21 protein-coding genes are annotated in these 18,973 nt (G+C 60.4%); 5 read left to right on the forward strand and 16 right to left on the reverse strand.

Annotation, left to right across the window (positions count from 1 at the left end; all coding sequences use genetic code 11):
* Nucleotide 1: 1 nt before the first annotated feature.
* From B9A97_RS05310 to B9A97_RS05330, 5 genes are all read right to left on the reverse strand, one after another.
* On the reverse strand, nucleotides 2-394 hold the full coding sequence (locus tag B9A97_RS05310; protein WP_084363984.1) for a GFA family protein: 393 nt from the start codon (nucleotides 392-394) through the stop codon (nucleotides 2-4).
* 141 nt (nucleotides 395-535) lie between these two features.
* Nucleotides 536-877, reverse strand: coding sequence for a RidA family protein (locus B9A97_RS05315; protein ID WP_084363985.1), 342 nt, complete (start codon nucleotides 875-877; stop codon nucleotides 536-538).
* Between the two features lie 43 nt (nucleotides 878-920).
* Entirely contained in the window at nucleotides 921-1,259 is a 339-nt protein-coding gene (locus B9A97_RS05320; protein ID WP_084363986.1) for a protein tyrosine phosphatase family protein, read from the reverse strand.
* Nucleotides 1,260-1,338: 79 nt separating this feature from the next.
* Entirely contained in the window at nucleotides 1,339-2,169 is an 831-nt protein-coding gene (locus B9A97_RS05325) for an aldose 1-epimerase family protein (RefSeq protein WP_084363987.1), read from the reverse strand.
* Nucleotides 2,170-2,174: 5 nt separating this feature from the next.
* Nucleotides 2,175-2,618: a MarR family winged helix-turn-helix transcriptional regulator gene (locus tag B9A97_RS05330; protein ID WP_244564136.1), complete on the reverse strand. Its 444-nt coding sequence runs from the start codon at nucleotides 2,616-2,618 to the stop codon at nucleotides 2,175-2,177.
* A gap of 318 nt (nucleotides 2,619-2,936) precedes the next feature.
* On the opposite strand from B9A97_RS05330, the gene B9A97_RS05335 reads away from it, so the two are divergent.
* The gene (locus B9A97_RS05335) at nucleotides 2,937-4,202 is read left to right on the forward strand and encodes a L,D-transpeptidase family protein (protein ID WP_244564141.1); all 1,266 of its coding nucleotides are present in this window, start codon (nucleotides 2,937-2,939) and stop codon (nucleotides 4,200-4,202) included.
* 315 nt (nucleotides 4,203-4,517) lie between these two features.
* Here B9A97_RS05335 and B9A97_RS05340 read toward each other — a convergent pair whose 3' ends face one another.
* From B9A97_RS05340 to B9A97_RS05390, 11 genes are all read right to left on the reverse strand, one after another.
* Nucleotides 4,518-5,237, reverse strand: coding sequence for a ParA family protein (locus tag B9A97_RS05340; RefSeq protein WP_084363989.1), 720 nt, complete (start codon nucleotides 5,235-5,237; stop codon nucleotides 4,518-4,520).
* A gap of 259 nt (nucleotides 5,238-5,496) precedes the next feature.
* Nucleotides 5,497-5,883: a hypothetical protein gene (locus tag B9A97_RS05345; protein ID WP_084363990.1), complete on the reverse strand. Its 387-nt coding sequence runs from the start codon at nucleotides 5,881-5,883 to the stop codon at nucleotides 5,497-5,499.
* Between the two features lie 143 nt (nucleotides 5,884-6,026).
* Nucleotides 6,027-7,172, reverse strand: a complete 1,146-nt coding sequence (locus tag B9A97_RS05350; RefSeq protein ID WP_084363991.1) for an iron-containing alcohol dehydrogenase — start codon at nucleotides 7,170-7,172, stop codon at nucleotides 6,027-6,029.
* Nucleotides 7,169-8,554 carry an aldehyde dehydrogenase family protein gene (locus B9A97_RS05355; RefSeq protein ID WP_084363992.1) on the reverse strand — a complete coding sequence of 462 codons (1,386 nt, stop codon included), beginning with the start codon at nucleotides 8,552-8,554 and terminating at the stop codon, nucleotides 7,169-7,171. Before B9A97_RS05355 ends, B9A97_RS05350 begins: the two co-directional genes overlap by 4 nt.
* Before the next feature lie 18 nt (nucleotides 8,555-8,572).
* Nucleotides 8,573-8,989: a type II toxin-antitoxin system VapC family toxin gene (locus tag B9A97_RS05360; RefSeq protein ID WP_084363993.1), complete on the reverse strand. Its 417-nt coding sequence runs from the start codon at nucleotides 8,987-8,989 to the stop codon at nucleotides 8,573-8,575.
* Nucleotides 8,982-9,410, reverse strand: coding sequence for a helix-turn-helix domain-containing protein (locus tag B9A97_RS05365; protein WP_084363994.1), 429 nt, complete (start codon nucleotides 9,408-9,410; stop codon nucleotides 8,982-8,984). Before B9A97_RS05365 ends, B9A97_RS05360 begins: the two co-directional genes overlap by 8 nt.
* Before the next feature lie 76 nt (nucleotides 9,411-9,486).
* The gene (locus B9A97_RS05370) at nucleotides 9,487-10,857 is read right to left on the reverse strand and encodes a glutamine synthetase family protein (RefSeq protein WP_084363995.1); all 1,371 of its coding nucleotides are present in this window, start codon (nucleotides 10,855-10,857) and stop codon (nucleotides 9,487-9,489) included.
* A gap of 96 nt (nucleotides 10,858-10,953) precedes the next feature.
* Nucleotides 10,954-11,994 (reverse strand): TRAP transporter substrate-binding protein, encoded by a 1,041-nt coding sequence (locus B9A97_RS05375; protein WP_084363996.1) that lies wholly within the window; start codon nucleotides 11,992-11,994, stop codon nucleotides 10,954-10,956.
* Nucleotides 11,995-12,099: 105 nt separating this feature from the next.
* Nucleotides 12,100-13,437 carry a TRAP transporter large permease gene (locus B9A97_RS05380; protein ID WP_084364162.1) on the reverse strand — a complete coding sequence of 446 codons (1,338 nt, stop codon included), beginning with the start codon at nucleotides 13,435-13,437 and terminating at the stop codon, nucleotides 12,100-12,102.
* 8 nt (nucleotides 13,438-13,445) lie between these two features.
* The gene (locus tag B9A97_RS05385) at nucleotides 13,446-13,955 is read right to left on the reverse strand and encodes a TRAP transporter small permease subunit (RefSeq protein ID WP_084364163.1); all 510 of its coding nucleotides are present in this window, start codon (nucleotides 13,953-13,955) and stop codon (nucleotides 13,446-13,448) included.
* 145 nt (nucleotides 13,956-14,100) lie between these two features.
* Entirely contained in the window at nucleotides 14,101-14,868 is a 768-nt protein-coding gene (locus B9A97_RS05390; protein ID WP_084363997.1) for an N-formylglutamate amidohydrolase, read from the reverse strand.
* Between the two features lie 178 nt (nucleotides 14,869-15,046).
* Between B9A97_RS05390 and B9A97_RS05395 the strand changes: the two genes are divergently transcribed.
* From B9A97_RS05395 to B9A97_RS05410, 4 genes are all read left to right on the forward strand, one after another.
* The gene (locus tag B9A97_RS05395) at nucleotides 15,047-15,919 is read left to right on the forward strand and encodes a MurR/RpiR family transcriptional regulator (RefSeq protein ID WP_084363998.1); all 873 of its coding nucleotides are present in this window, start codon (nucleotides 15,047-15,049) and stop codon (nucleotides 15,917-15,919) included.
* Between the two features lie 161 nt (nucleotides 15,920-16,080).
* Entirely contained in the window at nucleotides 16,081-17,187 is a 1,107-nt protein-coding gene (locus tag B9A97_RS05400) for an ABC transporter substrate-binding protein (RefSeq protein WP_084363999.1), read from the forward strand.
* A 127-nt stretch (nucleotides 17,188-17,314) separates the two neighbouring features.
* Nucleotides 17,315-18,187, forward strand: coding sequence for an ABC transporter permease (locus B9A97_RS05405; RefSeq protein WP_084364164.1), 873 nt, complete (start codon nucleotides 17,315-17,317; stop codon nucleotides 18,185-18,187).
* A complete protein-coding gene (locus B9A97_RS05410; RefSeq protein WP_084364000.1) occupies nucleotides 18,184-18,966 on the forward strand; it encodes an ABC transporter permease in 783 nt (260 codons plus the stop codon). The genes B9A97_RS05405 and B9A97_RS05410 overlap by 4 nt, the downstream gene beginning before the upstream one ends.
* The last annotated feature ends 7 nt before the right edge of the window (nucleotides 18,967-18,973 follow it).

Raw genomic sequence — 18,973 nt, forward strand, 5'->3', positions numbered from 1 at the left:
CCTACTCTTCCGTGCGGCCGGAATTCTCCCGGTTGCCGGTATGGTGGCGCGACAAGGGCAAGGGCGGCAGCCAGGACTCGCGCCTCACTGTCCAGAGTTCGTAGGTCGGCTTAAACTGGTCGGGCGCATCGAGCGTGCCGGCATGCAGTTCGATCTCGTCGTCCGCCTCGATAAAGACTGACGATCCGCAGCGGGGGCAGAAATTTCTGCCGCCATAGGCGCTTGTCTGGCCCTCGACCGAAAACGCGTCCTTCGGGACGATCGCGATCGTCGAAAAGATCGCACCGTGATGTTTGCGGCAATCGAGACAATGGCAGATGCCAACCCGATAAGGCTTGCCCCGAACCTTGATCCTGACATCACCGCACAGGCAACCACCCGCAATCTCGTTCATGTCCGCGTCCTCCTTTGCGCCTCAGGAGAGCCCCGGGCAGCGACGCAACGGCATAACCGAAAATCCCGCCCGCGGGTTCCGAAACGAAAGAAGCCGGCGACGTTCATCACCGGCTTCCTGATTTTTCTTGTCTTGCAGCGCTTAGATGGCGGCGGTGACGATGAACTCGACCTTGTAGGCCGGCGTTGCCAGCGGTGCGCCCGAGGTGGCGCGGGCCGGCGGGTTGGCCGGATCGATCCATGCTTCCCAGACGGCATTCATTTCAGCGAAGGTCGACATGTCAGAGAGGTAGATGATCGTCTGCAGGATCTTCGACTTGTCGGTGCCGGCGAGCGCCAGCAGGCGATCGACTTCAGCCAGCGCCGACTTCGACTGCTCGGTCACGGTGGCGCCTTCGCCGACCTGGCCTGCCAGGTAGACGGTGTTGCCGTGGACGACGGCGCCGCTCATGCGGGCGCCCGGCTCGATGCGCTTGATGCTCATGGATAGTCTCCTTGTGGTATGGAAATGGGTGGGCTGATCAGGATCAGCCGCGCTGGCTCATGGCCAGTTGGTAGGTCTTGGTGGAACGGGCGCCGGAGCGGCAATAGCCAAGCATCGGGCGGTCGAAATCGTCGAGCGCATCGACCATGTCGGCCACGGCCTCTTCGGTCACGCCCATCGGACCAACAGGCACATGCTTGACCTTGAGGCCGAGCGATTCGGCGCGCGCCGCGATCTCAGCGAAATCAGGCTGGCCCGGCTCCTCGTGATCGGGACGATGGCAGACCATCGACTTGAAGCCGAGCGCCTTGATCTGGTCGACATCCTCGACCGTGATCTGGCCGGAAACCGAATATTCGTCGTTGATCTGCCTGATATCCATGGCCTTGCTCCCATCCGTTTTCGGGGGAAACATCTACGCTGCCGGGTCAGGTGCGTCAATCGCCGGCCGGGCGCTGCCCTCAGATGAATGCGAAGGACAGCCCGTATTCCCGGCTTTCGCCCGGCGCCATCAGCGGCAATTCGCCGGCCTGCTGCAGCTCGGCGCGGCCAACCCAGCGATGGGACACAGGCTCGATGCCCAGCACATGGGCCGGCGCCTGCTGGTTGCGCCAGATCTGCAGGAAGGGCAAGGTATCCGTGCGGAAGCGAACCTTGAGCGTCAGCCCGGCAACCCGCTCGATCGGCCCGAGCCTGAGTTCGGCCCAGCCGCCGAAGCCCGCCGGCACGCAGAACACGCCACCCGGCTCCTCGCCGAAGTTCCACGGCATCCCGCCGCCCTCCAGCATGGCGCCGGACAGCCGCACATTCCCATCGAACAGGTGCGCGCCGATGTTCATGTGATACATCAGCATAGGCGGAAAGGCGCTGTCACCGGTATTCGTGACCCGGTCGCGCAGATGCACTTCGCCGGTCTGGCTGTCGATCCGCCAATGCCGCTCAAGCAGCGCGCTGCCGCCATCGGCGCAGCGGACGGGAACACGCGCATGACACTCGACATTGCCATCCACCTCGCCGACGGAAACGATTTCCGCCGGATGCGACGAAAAGGAGCCGTGCAGAGGATAGCGCCCCTCGCGCCCGCCGCCCAGGGGTTCGGGATGGCGGATGTGATCCGGCCCACAGGTAAAGAGGAAGCCCTCAAGGGAATGATCGATTCGCGGATCGCCGTCGTCGGGAATGGCACGCCCAGGGGCGAGATCCACGCCGGCAATATAGAGCGAACGGATGTCAAGCACCGACGTGGGATCCAGGATCACACGAGGTCCACGCGACGCCTTGAATTCCATCAATCCCCCTACCGAGAGACGCCTGTGCCGGGAACGGTCAGAAGACCGCCGGCGATGGCGTCTTCCATGCCAAGCAAACCCTCGTCCAGGGCATTTCGATAGGGCAGATCGAGCGTGGTTTCAAGCCAGCGCTGATAGTGACCGGCGAGCTGCCTGAGCTCGTTATAATTGCGCCGGCCTTCCGAGGTCAGTCGCAATTGCTCGAATCGGCGATCCTCTTCGCTGGTGCTGCGCTCCAGCCAGCCTCGGTCATCCAGCGCCTTGACGGCCCGGCTGACCTTGGTTTTCCCAAGGCCGGAATGATTGGAGATTGCCTTGGCAGTGGCATGCACTTCTTCGCCGAGCGCCCAGAGCACTTGCCACTCCGACCAGGAGAGCTCGTAGTTCTGGCTGCAGTAGCGCGCGAAGTTGCCGCTGAAAGTTTCTGCAAGGCGATTTAGCCTGTAGGGCAAGAATCGCTCTATATCGAATTGAACATGCATCGTGCTGCTCACAGTCGTCATCGAGGAGCGCCGGGATTGACGTCCTTTGCCGGGCTGCCGCAACCCGGTCATCTCCTCGCCATAAAAAAGGGAATTTCTTAATTAATTGTTCACCATGAATTCACCTTTTGCATTTTAATGTAGATTTGCCTGAATAAAGCCCCGGGGACCCTTCAGAGGATGCGAATGACACTGCGAAAAGCCCAGAAATCTGGACTGTTGCTGGCGACGCTTGCGGCGCTGCACACTGCCGCAGCCTGGCCGGCGGCCGCCCAGGTGCGCTACGGCATGCCGGAAAGCTCGACATTGCTGGTAACGCCCGAAGGCGACCTGTTGGGATTCGTTCCGGAGGCCGGTGAAGTGATCATCAGCCGCGACCGTATGGGCCGTCGCATCCTGCTCGACCACTACGGCAATCTCGTTGCCACCGAAGTTCCCTCCGAGGCCTATTATCCCCGCCAGCGCAACACGCGTTATCCCGCGGAGTATGACGACCTCAACAACCGCCGCGCCGCCTGGAACGACCAGCCGGGCTGGCAGGAAGACGATGTCATCACCGGCACCGTGCCGGCCCCCGGCGGCATTGACCGGCAACCGTTACAGGAGCCAGGCGAAGGCATTTACCCGAACGATGACACCCCGGCCATGGCAGCCCCTCAGCCGGCCCCTGCCCCCGCGCCGCATTACAACATCATCGAACCCAAGGGCCGCACGACCGCGGAAATCACAGCGCTGCAGGTCTTCCTGGATCGCGAAGGCATTTCCCCTGGCGTGATCGACGGCAAGGTCGGCCAGAACGTCAACAAGGCCATCGACGCGTGGCAGAAGAAGACGGGCGAAACCCTCGACCCGAACAATGTCGATGATATCCTGGAGCGCCTGCGTCTATCAGGCGGTCTGGCCATCATGACCTATACGATCACGCCAGGCGATGCAGCCGGGCCATTCGTCGCCGCGATCCCGGAAGACTATGCCCATAAGGCGATGCTGCCGGCGCTCAGCTACACATCGACGGTGGAAATGCTCGCCGAGCGCTTTCACATGGATGAGAACTACCTGCGCGCGCTCAATCCCAATGTCGATTTCACCATTCCGGGCACGATCATCAAGGTGGTCGATGTCGGACAGCCACAGACCGGACAGGTCGCCAAGATCGTGGCCGACAAGGGACGCAAGCAGGTTTTTGCCTATGATCAGGCCGGCGGCCTGATCGCGGCCTATCCCGCGAGCATCGGCTCGTCCGACACCCCCTCCCCGTCCGGCACGGTCACGGTCGAGCGCGTCGCGCTCAATCCCGGCTATACCTACAACCCGAAGATCAACTTCAAGCAGGGCAACAACGACAAGATCCTGAACATCCCGCCGGGTCCAAACGGCCCGGTCGGTACCGTCTGGATGGCCTTGTCCAAGCCGACCTACGGCATCCACGGCACGCCCGAGCCCTCCAAGATCGGGCGCACCCAGAGCCACGGCTGCATCCGCCTCAGCAACTGGGACGCGACCGAACTCGCCAAGATGGTCAAGCCCGGCGTGACAGTCGAGTTTATTGACTGATAGCTGCGGCGACTTTTCCGAATGGCCACCGGACAAAAAAGCCAGGTTGATGACAAAGATAGGTGTTCCGCGAGACCCTATTCAGCCGTCATTCCGGCGAAGGCCGGAATCCAGCCACGGCGCGTCTGCGCCGTGAAAAGAGTCTTTCGCAATCAAGGACTTGATTGCACTGGATGCCGGCTCGACGGCCGGCATGACGGTGAGGTTTTCGGTGAAAACCAACGTCAAAAGACCTGGAATGACAGTTTGTCAGCACGAAAAAGCCGCCGTCTTTCGACCGGCGGCTTTTTCGTCTGAGGTCCCCTTACCGACGCCTTATGCGGCGTCGCGCACCAGTTTCAGCCAGTTGCGGGTTGCCGGGCTGCGGACCACCCGCATGGGCAAGAGGCGCGATACTTCCATGGCAAAGGCGCGGGAGTTTTCGCGGGCCTTGTCGAGATTGCTGACCTTCGCCGGATCCATGGTGTAGAGCGTGCCGCCGTAATCGAACAGCTCGCGGAAGGCGCTGCGCTCGGCAATCGGCGTGTCGATGACGTTGACGCCACGGGTGGCCAGAAGGCCTTTGATCGTCAGCAAGGCACGGGTCGTCACCATCGAGGCGACGCGGGTGAGAACCACCGAATGGGAAATCTTGACGTTGCCGGCCTGCTCCATCAGCTTGATCAGGTCGAGGATCTGCGCGCCCCCGCGCGCATCCATCGCACATCCTTGAACTGGGATCATCACGTGGTCCGAAAGCCCAATAGCCGCTGTCACCAAGGCATCGCGCGCGCCAGCCAGATCGATGATCGTGTATTCGACTTCACCGGCGAGGCTGCGGATATGCCCCTGCAAGGATGCCACAGACACTTCGGAGATCACCTGGATATTCGGCAGCGCCCCGGTGATGTCGTGCCATTGGGTAATCCAGCGTTGCGGATCGGCATCGAGAATGGCAACACGAAAGCCCTGTCGGGCGAACTCGGTGGCAAGCAACAGCGCGGCTGTCGTCTTGCCTGCTCCGCCCTTGGCATTGGCGAAAGTGATGACTGGCATGCTATGTCCTCAAAGTCTGAACCGAGCCGATCATCGCTCATCAAGGGCCCCCAATTTCATCGGCCTTGTAAATGCAGTCTTGCTAATTATGGTTAATAAACAGCAAAGACCGCATACAACTTATCTTCCATCAAAGTTTGAAAAATGAGAGCATCTCTTGATAATCATCAAGAATAGCGATCTGACAGCGGTTAACGGGTTGCGTTGCCGTCGTCGGGTCCTCGACTTTAATTGGCATCACGGCCACGTCAGTAGAGCCTCATTTGCGGTGTGGTCCGCAGCTACCAACATCTTGCGGCCTTGGACGACCGCCTTGAAGGTCCGCCCATTGAGGAAGAGAGGGATCCGGGCCTCCGATGGCCGCCTCGAACACCTTCCGATCGATCGCAACAATTCGGCCGGCAGCTGTGAATCCGCCCATCTTGTGCTTGCCGTCGTAGAAGGTTGAAACGTTCATTTGGCAGAAGAACTGCTTGTCAGCCTTTGAGACCACCCAGCCGCGGTTTCCCGATTTCGCCTGGGTCAGCTTCCCCGTCTTGTAGCCCTGCTTTACAAGATTGCTATAGGTCTCGGCCTGCGCCAATCCGGGCAGCATCACCACACCAAGACCGGCGGCCACCACACAACGCAAGAAGATCGATCTCATTATTCTGCTCCCCCAAGAATCTTAAATCGATCGCGTATCTAAAGCGCGGCGTGGAGACCGATAAAGTGGGATCAAACCGGAACCTGCAACCGGCACAAAAAAGGCCCGGATCGCTCCGGGCCTGTGTGCGATGAGACCGCGGCTCAGAAGCAGTCCTTGAACAGCTGGATCGTGTTCTCCAGGGTCATCTTCACCGGATTGCCGCCGGCGCTCGGATCTTCGATGGCCATGGCCGAGAGTTCTTCGATGCGGTCGGGCTTGATGCCCATCGCCGAGAGATTATCCGGCACATGCAGTTCGGCACGCAGCGACAGCACATAGTCATAGAAGCCGTCGAAACCGCCCGAAATGCCGAGATAGGCAGCCGCGAGCTCGATGCGTTTCTCGATGACGGAGCGGTTGAAACGCAGCACCGGCGGCATGACGACGGCATTGGTCATGCCGTGATGGGTATTGTAGACCGCGCCGATCGGGTGCGACAGCGCGTGGATCGCGCCGAGCCCCTTCTGGAAGGCGACGGCACCCATGGCCGCGGCCGACATCATGTTGGTGCGGGCCTCGATATCCGCGCCGTCCTTATAGGCGCGCGGCAGGAAATCCTTCACCAGCCGCATGCCTTCGAGCGCGATGCCCTGGCTCATCGGATGATAGAAGGGCGAGGAATAGGCTTCCAGGCAATGGGCAAAGGCATCCATGCCGGTGCCGGCGGTGATGACCTTCGGCATGCCCATGGTCAGTTCGGGATCGCAGATCACCACGCCCGGCAGGAACTTCGGATGGAAGATGATCTTCTTCACATGGGTCTTGGAATTGGTGATGACCGAGGCACGACCGACTTCCGAACCGGTGCCCGCCGTGGTCGGCACGGCGACGATCGGAGCAATGCCGTCGACATTGGCCCTAGTCCACCAGTCGCCGATATCTTCGAAATCCCAAACGGGCCGCGTCTGGCCAGCCATGAAGGCAACGCATTTGCCGAGATCAAGGCCGGAGCCGCCGCCGAAGGCGACGACGCCATCATGGCCGCCATCCTTGAAGGCCTTCACACCGGCTTCGAGGTTGATCTCATTCGGATTGGGATCGACATCGGCGAAGATGGCACGGCCAAGCCCGGCTGCCTCAAGCACGTCAAGCGCGGCCTGGGTGATCTGCATGCTCGCAAGGCCACGATCCGTGATCAGCAGCGGCTTCTTGATGCCAAGCGTCTTGCAGGCCTCGGCAAGTTCCTTGATCCGGCCCCGGCCCATCTTGATGGCGGTCGGATAGCTCCAGTTGGCGACGATGTTCATTGGGTGACTTTCTTCAGGTGATAGGATTTCGGACGGGTCAGGTTCTGGAAGCCGAGTAGGGAGAGCGAGCCGCCCTTGCCGGTTTCCTTGACACCGGTCCAGCAAAGGGCAGGATCGAGATAGTCGGCTCGGTTCATGAACACTGTGCCGGTTTCAATGTCGCGACCGATCCGGGCCGCCCGTTCCGGATCCTTGGTCCAGAGCGACGCCGTCAGGCCATAGGGGCTGTCGTTCATCAGCGAGAGCGCTTCCTCGTCGCTCTTCACCTTCATGATACCAACGGCCGGACCGAACGTCTCGTCCTTCATGAAGGCCATGGAATGATCGACATTGACGAGGATCTGCGGCATCAGATAGGCGCCACCGTCATCCTGCGGGAAAAGCTTCGGGTCGACCAGGGTCTTGGCACCCTTGGAGACAGCATCGGCAATCTGCTCGCGAACAACCTTGGCGAAGCGCTTGTTGGCCATCGGCCCGAGCGTGGTTTCCTTATCGAGCGGATTGCCGAGCTTGTAATTCGACACCCAGGCGACCGACTTCTCGACGAAGCTGTCATAGAGGCTCTCATGCACATAGATGCGCTCGATGCCGCAGCAGCACTGCCCGGAATTGTAGGTCGCGCCATCCATCAGCGTGTCGACGGCAGCGTCGAGATCCGCATCCTCCATCACATAGCCCGGATCCTTGCCACCGAGTTCGAGCCCAAGGCCCGCGAATGTACCGGCCGCGGCGCGCTCGATCGACCGGCCGCCCTCGACCGAACCGGTGAAATTGATGAAGTTGAAATTTCCAGCGGCGATCAGGGCCGAGGTCGTGGCATGATCGAGGAACACATTGACGAACACATCGTCGGGCACACCGGCCTCGACGAACGCGCGCACCATGCGCTCGCCCACCAGCAGGGTCTGGGTGGCGTGCTTGATGACAACGGTATTGCCGGCCATCAGCGCCGGGGCAACCGTGTTGATCGCCGTCATATAGGGATAGTTCCACGGCGCGATGACGAAGACGACGCCATGGGGCTCGCGCTCGATCCGGCGCTCGAAATTGTTGCTGGCTTCGACAACCAGCGGCGCGAGTGAATCAGCGGCAATCGAGGCAACGTAGTTCGAGCGCTCGTTGAAGCCCTTGTATTCGCCGCCATAACGCACCGGCCGGCCCATCATATGCGCAAGCTCCGGCACCACCTCGTCCGCCATCTCGTTCAGGCGGGCAACGCCCTTCAGCACGAGTTGCACGCGCTCTTCGAGCGGCCGGCGGGCCCAGGCCTTCTGCGCCTTGCGGGCGCGGCCAACAGCCTCGGTCGCGGCATCAAGCGAAAGCGCCGGACGCTCGGCAAACACCGACCCATCGATCGGCGAAATGCATTGGATCATTGTCATTGTCTTCTCCAGATAGGCCTAGCAGGCCAGTACTTTCACATGTCCCAGGGCGCCATAGGACAGAATGGCACGGTCCCGGGTGATAATAGTCAAATCATGCTCGCGCGCGGTCGCAATGATAATGCGGTCGGTTGGATCATTGTGCACGGGTTGTGGAAGGAAGCATGAGGCCACGTAGATTTCGGCAGTAACCGGTTGCTCCTCAAGCCGGCTTTCCCGAATAAAATCCCGGTACCAACGCAACGGCTCCTTCGTTTCCGTCATTCTCCCCCTAGACACCAGCATCGCCATCTCCCACGCCGTAACGGCTGAGACGCAAACCGACACCTGATCACGCCAAGCCCTCTTCAGTGCCAGCCTCGCCTCGGGCGCGACTTCGGCACGTTGCGTGAGCCATATCGCAGCACAGGTGTCGACCAGATAGCCACTACTCATTATAGAGTGTTTGACCCCACTCAAACTCCATCGGCGCAGTCAGATCAACACCTGGCATGACGGTGATCGTTCCAGCCATGGAGCCCCATATGGGATGATCCGGCAAATCCTGATCATCATCGGTATCTTTCACTACGACCGCTAATCTTCCGCGCTTCACACCGCTCCCGGTATCGAATGGCGCTTGACCGCGCTCGGCAAACCCGCCCTGATCACCAGTCCGTAATGCTGCAAACTCCTCGACGCTGATACCAAGAATGTGCGCGATCTTGTCCTGCTCATGGGCATTCAAACCACGCTTGCCCGATAGAAGCCGGCTTACAGCACTTTTGTCGAGACCGAGCGCGCGAGCGATATCACTTTGATTCATGCGCTTCTTTTTCAACTGATCGACAAACCACTCCCGATTGATACTGGACATTGGCGCCTCCTATTGGAGGCACCGTACGCCAGTGTTGCGATTTCGTCAAAATTAGAACAACGTCAAATGTTGCGATTTACGCACGCTCGAACCCTCTGGCCACCTCCCAATCGGTGATCTTGCGGTCGTATTCCTCCTGCTCCCATTCCGCCGCGCGCACATAGTGGTCGATCACGTCGTCGCCGAAGGCGGAGCGCAGCATATCGGATTTCGCCAACGCCTCGGTCGCCGACCGCAGGGTGCGCGGTATTTCGCGAACGCCCTTGGCGCCATAGGCATCGCCCGTGAAGGCAGGCTCCAGGGCCATCTTCTTCTCGATCCCGTCGATACCGGCCGCCAAAAGCGCGGCCATTGCGAGATAGGGATTGAGGTCGGAGCCGCCGACGCGGCACTCGACACGGATGCTCTTGGTGCCATCCCCGCAGAGGCGGTAGCCGGCGGTGCGGTTGTCCTTGGACCAGATCGCCTTGGTCGGCGCGAAGGTGCCCGCCATGAACCGCTTGTAGGAGTTGATATAGGGCGCCAGGAAATACGTGATCTCGCTGGCATGGGCCAAAAGCCCGGCCATGTAATGCCGCATCAGTTCCGACATGCCATGCTCGCCGTCGGCATCGAAGAACATCGGCGTCTTGCCATCGGCGCTCCACAGCGACTGGTGGATATGCGAGGACGAGCCGGCGGCATTGTAGTGCCATTTGGCCAGGAAGGTGATGGCCTTGCCCTTGGACCAGGCGATTTCCTTGCAGGCATTCTTGATGATCACATGCCGGTCGGCCATCGCGAGCGCATCGGCGTAGCGGACGTTGATTTCCTCCTGGCCGGCAGAAGCCTCGCCCTTGGAGTTCTCGACCGGGATGCCGGCGCCCTGCAGACCCTTGCGGATCGCCCGCATCACATCTTCTTCCTTGGTCGTCTGGAAGATGTGATAGTCCTCGTTATAGCCGGAGGCGACCTGCAGGTCGCGGTAACCGCTCAGCCGCGCATCGTCATAGGTCTGGTCGAACAGAAAGAATTCAAGCTCCGTGGCCATGAAAGCTTTCAGGCCCATGGCCTCCAGCCGCTTGACCTGCTTTTTCAGGATCGACCGTGGGGCGTGGGCGATATCCTCATGGGTGTGATGATCCTGGGTGTCGCACAGCACCAGCGCCGTGCCTTCGAGCCACGGCGTCTTGCGCAGGGTCGAGAGGTCGGGCTTCATCGTGTAGTCGCCATAGCCCTTCTCCCAACTGGTGGACTTGTAGCCGGGCACGGTCTCCATTTCCATGTCGGTGGCCAGCAGATAGTTGCAGCTATGGGTTTCCTTGTAGGCGCTCTCCACGAAAAACTCGGCCTGGAAGCGCTTTCCCATCAACCGCCCCTGCATGTCGATCTGGCAGGCGAGCACGGTATCGATACGCCCCTCGGCGACATCCTTCTTGAGTTCGTCGAATGTGTATTGCGCAGTCATGACTTTATCCTGGAGACGGCTTGAGGCCTGGGGGCGGACGAATGATGGAAGGATGCCGGGAGCCGATCGCCCCCGACATCCGCGGGTTAAAAGCGGTTAGCCGTAACGGTAGGGCTTGCCGGCCTTTTCCATGTCGGCATTGTACTTCTTGAGGATCTCGACGACCTTGCCGGTGCGCGGCGTCTGCTTGGCGACCTCCTCCCAGAACACATGGGCGGCATCTTCCACCGTCTTCCATTCCGCATCCGGAATGCTGGTGAGTTCCAGCTTGCCGCCCTCGGCGCGAAGGCGGGCTTCGCCGCCCCAGTACCAGTGCAGGCGCTTGTAGTGGGACGAATCCATGCACATCTGCCACAGGGTCTGGAGATGCGGCGGCACTTCCTTCCAGCGGTCGGCATTGGCGAAGAACGAGCCACACCAGCCGCCCGAGACGTTGTTGGTGAGGAAGTATTTCGTCACATCCACCCAGCCCGATGTGTGGACTTCGGTGATACCCGACCAGGCGATCGCGTCGATTTCGCCGGTCTGCATCGCAACCGGAACATCCTCGAACGGGATGGTGACCGGCACCACGCCGAACTGCGCCAGAAACTGGCCGGCCGTCGGGAAGGTGAATACGCGCAGGCCTTTCAGATCATCCAGCTTGGTGATCGGCTTGTTGGTGGCGAAGTTGCAGGGGTCCCAAGCGCCGGCAGAAAGCCATTTCACGCCCACTTCCGAATAGGCTTCGTCCCAGATCTGCGCCAGGCCGTATTCGTAAAACAGTGTCGGAACGTCGAGGCTGTAGCGCGATGCAAACGGGAAGTAGCCGCCGAAGACCTTGATGTCGACGGGCGAATTCATCGAGTCGTCGTCCGACTGGACGGCATCGATCGTGCCGGCCTGCATGGCGCGGAACAGTTCCCCGGTCGGGACCAACTGGTCGGCGGTGTAGAGCTGTATTTCCATCTCGCCATTGGCAGCCTTGTTGAAGGCATCGACGGCGGGACGGATGACGAATTCGGCGAGTGCAGCGCCGGCATAGGTCTGCAGCCGCCACGTGATCTTGGCATTCTGGGCCTTGACGTAAGGTGCTGCCAGAACGGCGGGGGTCGCCATGGCGGCCGTCTTCAGGAATGAACGTCTGCTGTTGGTCATTTCGTTTCCCTCTGTTCTTCGTTTCTCTGAGAACCCGGCAGATCTTGTGATCCCGCGGGTAGTCTTTTGGCGGGCCCGTTTGCCGGGCCTCTTGTCATTCGAACGCTAGCCTCTGACGTAGACCTGGCTCGGCAGCCATGTCGCAATCTGCGGGAAGATCATGATGATGATCATGCCGAGTATCATGATCAGGACGAAAGGCACGATCGACCTGTAGATGTCGATCAGCCTGAGATCCGGCGGCGCCATCGCCTTCATCAGGAAAAGATTGTAGCCGAAGGGCGGTGTCATATAGGCGATCTGGCAGGTGATCGTGTACAGCACGCCGTACCAGATCAGCGCATTGTCGACCCCAAGGTCCAGCTTGCCGACCAGCGGAATGTAGAGCGGCGCAACGATGACCAGCATCGCCGTGTCATCCAGGAAAGCCCCCATCACCAGGAACGACAGCTGCATCATGATCAGGATCTGCCAGGGTGTCAGGCCGATATCGTTGACCAGCAGCTTTTCGATCGCGCGGACCGCCCCCAGACCATCGAACACCGCACCGAAGCAGAGCGCTGCCAGGATGATCCACATGAACATGCAGGAAATGCCGAGTGTCTGCTCCAGGACGCGGTTCCACACCGCCTTGGTCAGGCGGCCCTTGTACCAGGCAGCAAACAGAGCGCCGAGAGCACCAACGGCCGAGCTTTCGACCAGGCTGGTGATGCCCATCAGGAACAGCCCCATCATCAGGAAGAAGATGAGGAATGGCAGGATGCCGGCGCGCAGCAGCTTCAGCTTCTCGACCATCGGCATGTCGCGCTCTTCCTTCGGAAGTGCGGGACCAAGCGCCGGATTGAGACGGCAGCGGATGATGATGTAGATGCAGAACAGCGTCGCGAGCAGCAGGCCCGGAAAGACGCCCGCAAGCCAGAGCTGGCTGACCGGCTGGCGCGCGATCATGCCGTAGAGCACCAGCACCACGCTCGGCGGGATCAGGATGCCAAGCGAGCTGCCGGCCTGGATCACGCCCGACACCATGATTTTGTCGTAGCCGCGGCGCAGCAATTCAGGCAGCGCAATCGACGCGCCGATCGCCATACCGGCAACCGATAGGCCGTTCATGGCCGAAATCACCACCATCAGGCCGATCGTGCCGACCGCAAGACCGCCCGGCATGCCTCCGAACCAGACATGGAAAGCCTTGTAGAGGTCTTCCGCAATGCCGGATTCCGACAGCATGTAGCCCATGTAGATGAACAGTGGCAGCGTCAGCAGCGGATACCACTTCATCAGCTTCATGCCGGCCGAGAAGCCCATCTCAAAGCCGCCATTGCCCCAGAGCACGGCTGCGGCGACAACACCGACAAAGCCGATGGTCGCGAAGACACGCTGTCCCGTCAGCATCGACATCATCATCGACGAGAACATCAGGAGCGCGATCATTTCATAGCTCAGCATGGCGCTCATGCGATCGGCCTCCCCATGGCGACCGCAAGGTCCTTGATGAAGATCGAGGTGGCCTGCAGGAATGTCAGGACGATACCGACGACCATGATGATCTTGATCGGCGCCATGTAGGGCGACCAGGAGGAATAGCTGGTTTCCCCATATTGAAGCGCATAGGCTGTGCTTGATACGCCGCCCCAGAGCAGGAAGAACAGATAGACGAACAGCATCATGATGGTGATGACGTCGACCAGCGCCTTCGTCTTCGGCGACCAGCGACCATAGAGCAGGTCCATCCGCACATGGCTGTCGAGCTGCAGCGAATAGGCTCCGCCCAGCAGGTAGTAGCCGGCCATCACGAACTGCGCCATTTCCAGCGTCCAGTGAGCCGGCAGGAACATGCTCTTGGACAGGGAAGAATAGAGCAGGATGCCCATCATGACGAACACGCCATACATAATGATGCGTCCGACACGGCGGTTAAACGCATCGACGATGCGCACATAGGTCTTCAGCGCCTCAGGCATCGGCACATTGACGGCAATCACGGGGCATGCCCCGCATCGCTGCCGTTCCTTTTACTTCACGCATTCCAGCCGGCATAGGTTCCCCTTATTGTTGGTGCCGTCATTCGTCGTGTCTTTTGGGCTCCGTGGTTTCAGAGCCAAACCCTCATGCGGTCAGGCCTTCGCGCAGCAGGCGGCACAAATATGCCGCCACGCGCTGCTGTCCCGCATCGTCTCTCACGAGATCGTTGCGGACCTCGATCATCACATTCATCAGCCCGTTTGGCAGGGCATGAAGCTTCAGGCTGTGGGTCACGCCATCGGCAGGGCCATAGGGTTGATTGCGCTCCACCCTGTGAGGCGGATCTGCACCGACAGCACTCAGCATGCCGTCTGCCAGCCGGCTGTCCTCGTCATGGAGGATGCCGATCTCCACCGCTCGCGGCTTGCCGAAATAGACGGGCGTGAAGGTGTGAACCGTGACCAGCACCGGCGGGCGCCCGGTAGCCACCCTTTCGGCAACGATCTCAGCAATGCGATCATGGAAGGGCACGTAAAGTGCGGCTGTCCGAGCATAGCGCTCGGCGGTGCTCAAATCCTCGTTGCCGGGAATCCGGTAGATCTCGGAGGTTTCCGGCATGGCGGCCGGACTGTCCGGCGGCCGATTGCAGTCATAGATCAGCCGGGAGAAGCGCTGGTACACGAGGGTCCCGTCGAGCTCACTGGCCATGAGCCGTGCGACCACCAGCGCGCCCGGATCCCAGGCGATGTGACTTTTCAGCGCTTCGGCCTCAAGCCCGAGATCGCCGGCCCGCTCCGGCAGTGTCGACGACGCGTGTTCGCAGATCAGGAGGATGTCACCGCCCGCGGTCTCGTTCTCCACGGCGACGGACGCGCCATCGGCAGCGGTCAAAATGTCCGATCGAACCAGCATGTCTACCGCCCCCTGGAATTTTCCCAGCTCCCGTTACGAAAAGAATTCTTCACGATTAACCCGTTGTCAATCTCCTGTTGAAAATTCCTCTTCAAAAATTCCGTTGACTCCCGGCAATTGTGACAGGATAGATTTGTGACAACGCCGACAAAGATCGGCAGGGGAACATGAGGTCACAGTGCCGAATACGTCGAGGACAGTCTCGGACACAATCCGTGCGCATTTTGGCGGGCTGACGCGCGCCGAACGGCAACTGGCCGACAGTCTGCTCGACAACTACCCGGTATCGGGTCTTGGCAGCATCACAACGGTTGCCGACAATGCCGGCGTTTCCACACCGACCGTCGCCCGCATGGTGCAGAAACTAGGCTACAAGGGTTATCCCGAATTCCAGGCGCATCTGCATCAAGAACTGGAAGCCACGCTCTCCAATCCGATCGCCAAGCACGATCGCTGGGCGGCCAATGCACCCGACACTCATATCCTGAACCGCTTTGCCGATGCGGTGATGACCAACATGCGCCAGACGCTAACCGAGCTCGACACCAACGTCTTCGATGAGGTCGCTCGCCTGCTGTCGGATCGCAAGCGCTCCGTCTATTTTGTCGGCGGCCGCATCACCGGCGCGCTGGCCGAATATTTCTATACCCACATGCAGGTGATCCGGCCCAAGACGACGCTGATGTCGCTGAATGCCAGCGCCTGGCCGCAGCATATGCTGAACATGAGCCGCGGCGACGTGCTGGTGATTTTCGACATCCGCCGCTACGAGGCCGACATGGTGACGCTGGCGGAAGTGGCGAAGGCAAGCGGCGTGGAGATCGTTCTTTTCACCGACCCCTGGAGTTCGCCGGTCTCCAAGCATGCCCGGCACAGCTTCAAGGTCCATATCGAGGCACCCTCAGCCTGGGATTCCTCCGTCGTCATGCTGTTCGTCATCGAGGCTCTTATCGAGGCAGTGCAAAGCTCCTCCTGGGCCGAGACGCGCGAACGTATCCACACCCTGGAAGGCCTGTTCGAGCAGGCCCGCCTGTTCCGCAAGCCACGGTAAGATGTTGAGCCAGAGAGAAAAAGGGAGGCCTCTAAACGACAGAAATTGCTGCAGGGACTGTGAAAGCAGCCGTTCGAGGAGCCGCTCAAGCCGTCACAAAACTATCACCCAACACGCATAACAACTCGCCCATCGCTGTGACACCAACAAGGAGAACGTCAGTGAAAACTAATTTCCGCCGACTGCTGTCGCTTTCGACCGCCATGGTCGTGGCCTCGACTTCGCTCGCATTCGCAGAGCCGAGCGCCGAACTCATCGCCGCTGCCAAGAAAGAGGGCATGCTGACCACCATCGCCCTGCCCCACGACTGGTGCGGCTATGGCGAAGTCATCGCCGCCTTCAAGAAGAAGTATCCGGAAATCACCGTCAACGAACTGAACCCGGATGCCGGCTCGGCTGACGAAGTCGAAGCCGTCAAGGCCAACAAGGATAACAAGGGCCCGCAGGCTCCTGACGTTGTCGACGTCGGCCTCGCGTTCGGTCCGCAGATGAAGAAGGAAGGTCTCCTTCAGCCGTACAAGGTTTCCACCTGGGACGAGATTCCGGACAACATCAAAGACGCCGAAGGCTACTGGTATGGCGACTACTACGGCGTCATGTCCTTCCTGGTGAACAAGGACCTGGTCAAGACCGCGCCGCAGGATTGGGCCGATCTGCTGAAGCCGGAATATGCCGGTCAGGTCGCGCTAGCCGGTGACCCGCGTGCTTCCAACCAGGCCATCCTCGGTGTTCTGGCTGCCGGCATGTCGACCGGTGCCAAGGCTGGCAAGGAAGCCGGTGAAGCCGGTCTGAAGTATTTCGCCGAGCTCAACAAGGCCGGCAACTTCGTACCCGTCATCGGCAAGTCCGGCACGCTCGCCCAGGGCGCCACCCCGATCGTCGTGATGTGGGACTACAACGCGCTCGCCGCCAAGGACACGCTTGCCGGCAACCCGCCTGTTGAAGTCGTCGTTCCCGCTTCCGGCGTTCTCGCCGGCGTCTATGTCCAGGGCATTTCCGCCTATGCTCCCCATCCGAATGCAGCCAAGCTGTGGATGGAGCACCTGTATTCCGACGAAGGCCAGAACCTCTGGCTGAAGGGCTATTGCCACCCGGCCCGCTTCAACGCAATGGTCAAGGCTGGCAAGGTTCCGCAGGACCTGATCGACAAGCTGCCGCCGGCTGCTGCCTATGAAAAGGCCTACTTCCCTACGCTCGAGGAAGTCGACGCCAACAAGGCTGCCGTTACCGGCGGCTGGGATGCCGTCGTCGGCGCCAACGTCCAGTAACCGGACATGACTTCCACCGTCCCGGCTTTTTTGGAGCCGGGACGGATTTTGACAAACGCAGTTTTCATCTGACATTAGAAAAAGCCTGGGCCGGGGATCGAACAGGATGCAATCCGAAAATGCCAGCATGCAGACGGCCCCGATGCCGCCAAAGCGACGGTTGCCATTGTATTGGCTGGGAGTCGTGCCGTTCTTCCTGTTCGTGACGCTGTTTCTGATCCTGCCCACGATGCGCATCGTTGTCGGCGCATTCCAGACACCCGATGGCACCTTCACCTTCAACAATATCCTGGGGCTTTTCAAACCCTCGATCCTGGCGGCCTACTGGATATCGATCAAGATCAGCCTCGCCTCCGCGGTGCTGGGCTGCGCCATCGGCTTTGCCATGGCAGCCGCCGTTGTGCTTGGAGGCCTGCCGCGCTTCATCCGCGGACCGCTTCTGACCTTCTCCGGCGTCGCCTCGAACTTTGCCGGCGTGCCACTGGCCTTTGCCTTTCTGGCGACCCTGGGTCCCGTAGGCCTTATCACCGTGTTCCTGCGCAGCGAACTGGGCATCGACCTGCGGGTCCTCGGTTTCAATCTATTGTCCTTCTGGGGCCTGACGCTGACATACCTGTTTTTCCAGATCCCGCTGATGGTGCTGATCATCACGCCGGCCCTTGACGGGTTGAAGCGCGAATGGCGCGAGGCGGCCTCGATCCTCGGGGCAACGGGCTTCCAATACTGGCGCATGGTCGCCTTTCCGATCCTCTTTCCGTCGCTGCTGGGCACGCTGGCCCTGCTTTTCGCCAATGCCTTCGGCGCGGTCGCAACAGCGATCGCGTTGACGGGCTCCTCGCTGAACATCGTGCCGATCCTGTTGTTCGCCCAGATCCGCGGCGATGTGCTGGGCGATCCGCATCTGGGCTATGCCCTCGCCTTCGGGATGATCGTCGTCACCGGCGTGGCCAATGCGCTCTACATCTGGCTGCGGACACGCAGCGAAAGGTGGCTGAAATGATGAGAATCTGGAACTGGGCTGCCTTCACCTTCGGGCTCCTATACTTCACCCTGCCGCTCGTCGGCATGACCAACTTCTCGCTGAAGATGCGCCGCGGCGAGTATTCCTTCGACGCCTATGCGAAAGTGTTCGGCGATCCGCGCTTCCAGGAAACCTTCGGCTACTCGGTCGGCATGGCGCTGTTCACCATCGTGTTCGGCGTTCTGCTGGTCGTGCCCACCACCTATTGGGTGCGGCTGAAGATGCCGTGGCTGCGGCCCTATATCGAATTCATCACGCTGCTACCGCTCGTCATCCCCGCCATCGTGATCGTGTTCGGCTATATCCGGCTCTACAACACGTCGAGCTGGCTGCCGCTGACAGGCACCACGACCGGTACTAACATCCTCCTGATGTTCGGCTATGCCACACTCGCCCTGCCCTACATGTATCGCGCCGTTGATACCGGTCTTCGCACCATCGACGTGACAACACTCACCGAAGCGGCACAGAGCTTGGGCGCCGGATGGGGCACCATACTTTTCCGCGTGATCATGCCGAATGTGCTGGTGGCCGTGCTCTCGGGTGCCTTCCTGACCTTCGCCATCGTCATCGGCGAATTCACCATGGCGGCCCTGCTGAACCGTCCGGCCTTTGGGCCCTACATGCAGCTCCTAGGCGCCAACCGCGCCTATGAGCCGGCGGCACTGGCCGTCATCGCCTTCTTCATCACCTGGGGCTGCATGGGCATTATCCAGCTCGTCTCCCGTCTCCAGAAATCTGCACAGCGTCCGGTCTGAGGATTAT

Origin of the sequence: Rhizobium sp. RU36D (assembly GCF_900176345.1) — a bacterium.
GTDB lineage: Bacteria > Pseudomonadota > Alphaproteobacteria > Rhizobiales > Rhizobiaceae > Allorhizobium.

Coding starts and splice junctions, on each gene's coding strand:
- B9A97_RS05310 (WP_084363984.1), bottom strand. CDS start 394: ATGAACGAGATTGCGGGTGGTTGCCTGTGCGGTGATGTCAGGATCAAG.
- B9A97_RS05315 (WP_084363985.1), bottom strand. CDS start 877: ATGAGCATCAAGCGCATCGAGCCGGGCGCCCGCATGAGCGGCGCCGTC.
- B9A97_RS05320 (WP_084363986.1), bottom strand. CDS start 1,259: ATGGATATCAGGCAGATCAACGACGAATATTCGGTTTCCGGCCAGATC.
- B9A97_RS05335 (WP_244564141.1), top strand. CDS start 2,937: ATGCCGGAAAGCTCGACATTGCTGGTAACGCCCGAAGGCGACCTGTTG.
- B9A97_RS05340 (WP_084363989.1), bottom strand. CDS start 5,237: ATGCCAGTCATCACTTTCGCCAATGCCAAGGGCGGAGCAGGCAAGACG.
- B9A97_RS05345 (WP_084363990.1), bottom strand. CDS start 5,883: ATGAGATCGATCTTCTTGCGTTGTGTGGTGGCCGCCGGTCTTGGTGTG.
- B9A97_RS05350 (WP_084363991.1), bottom strand. CDS start 7,172: ATGAACATCGTCGCCAACTGGAGCTATCCGACCGCCATCAAGATGGGC.
- B9A97_RS05355 (WP_084363992.1), bottom strand. CDS start 8,554: ATGACAATGATCCAATGCATTTCGCCGATCGATGGGTCGGTGTTTGCC.
- B9A97_RS05360 (WP_084363993.1), bottom strand. CDS start 8,989: ATGAGTAGTGGCTATCTGGTCGACACCTGTGCTGCGATATGGCTCACG.
- B9A97_RS05365 (WP_084363994.1), bottom strand. CDS start 9,410: ATGTCCAGTATCAATCGGGAGTGGTTTGTCGATCAGTTGAAAAAGAAG.
- B9A97_RS05370 (WP_084363995.1), bottom strand. CDS start 10,857: ATGACTGCGCAATACACATTCGACGAACTCAAGAAGGATGTCGCCGAG.
- B9A97_RS05375 (WP_084363996.1), bottom strand. CDS start 11,994: ATGACCAACAGCAGACGTTCATTCCTGAAGACGGCCGCCATGGCGACC.
- B9A97_RS05385 (WP_084364163.1), bottom strand. CDS start 13,955: ATGCCTGAGGCGCTGAAGACCTATGTGCGCATCGTCGATGCGTTTAAC.
- B9A97_RS05390 (WP_084363997.1), bottom strand. CDS start 14,868: ATGCTGGTTCGATCGGACATTTTGACCGCTGCCGATGGCGCGTCCGTC.
- B9A97_RS05405 (WP_084364164.1), top strand. CDS start 17,315: ATGCAGACGGCCCCGATGCCGCCAAAGCGACGGTTGCCATTGTATTGG.
- B9A97_RS05410 (WP_084364000.1), top strand. CDS start 18,184: ATGATGAGAATCTGGAACTGGGCTGCCTTCACCTTCGGGCTCCTATAC.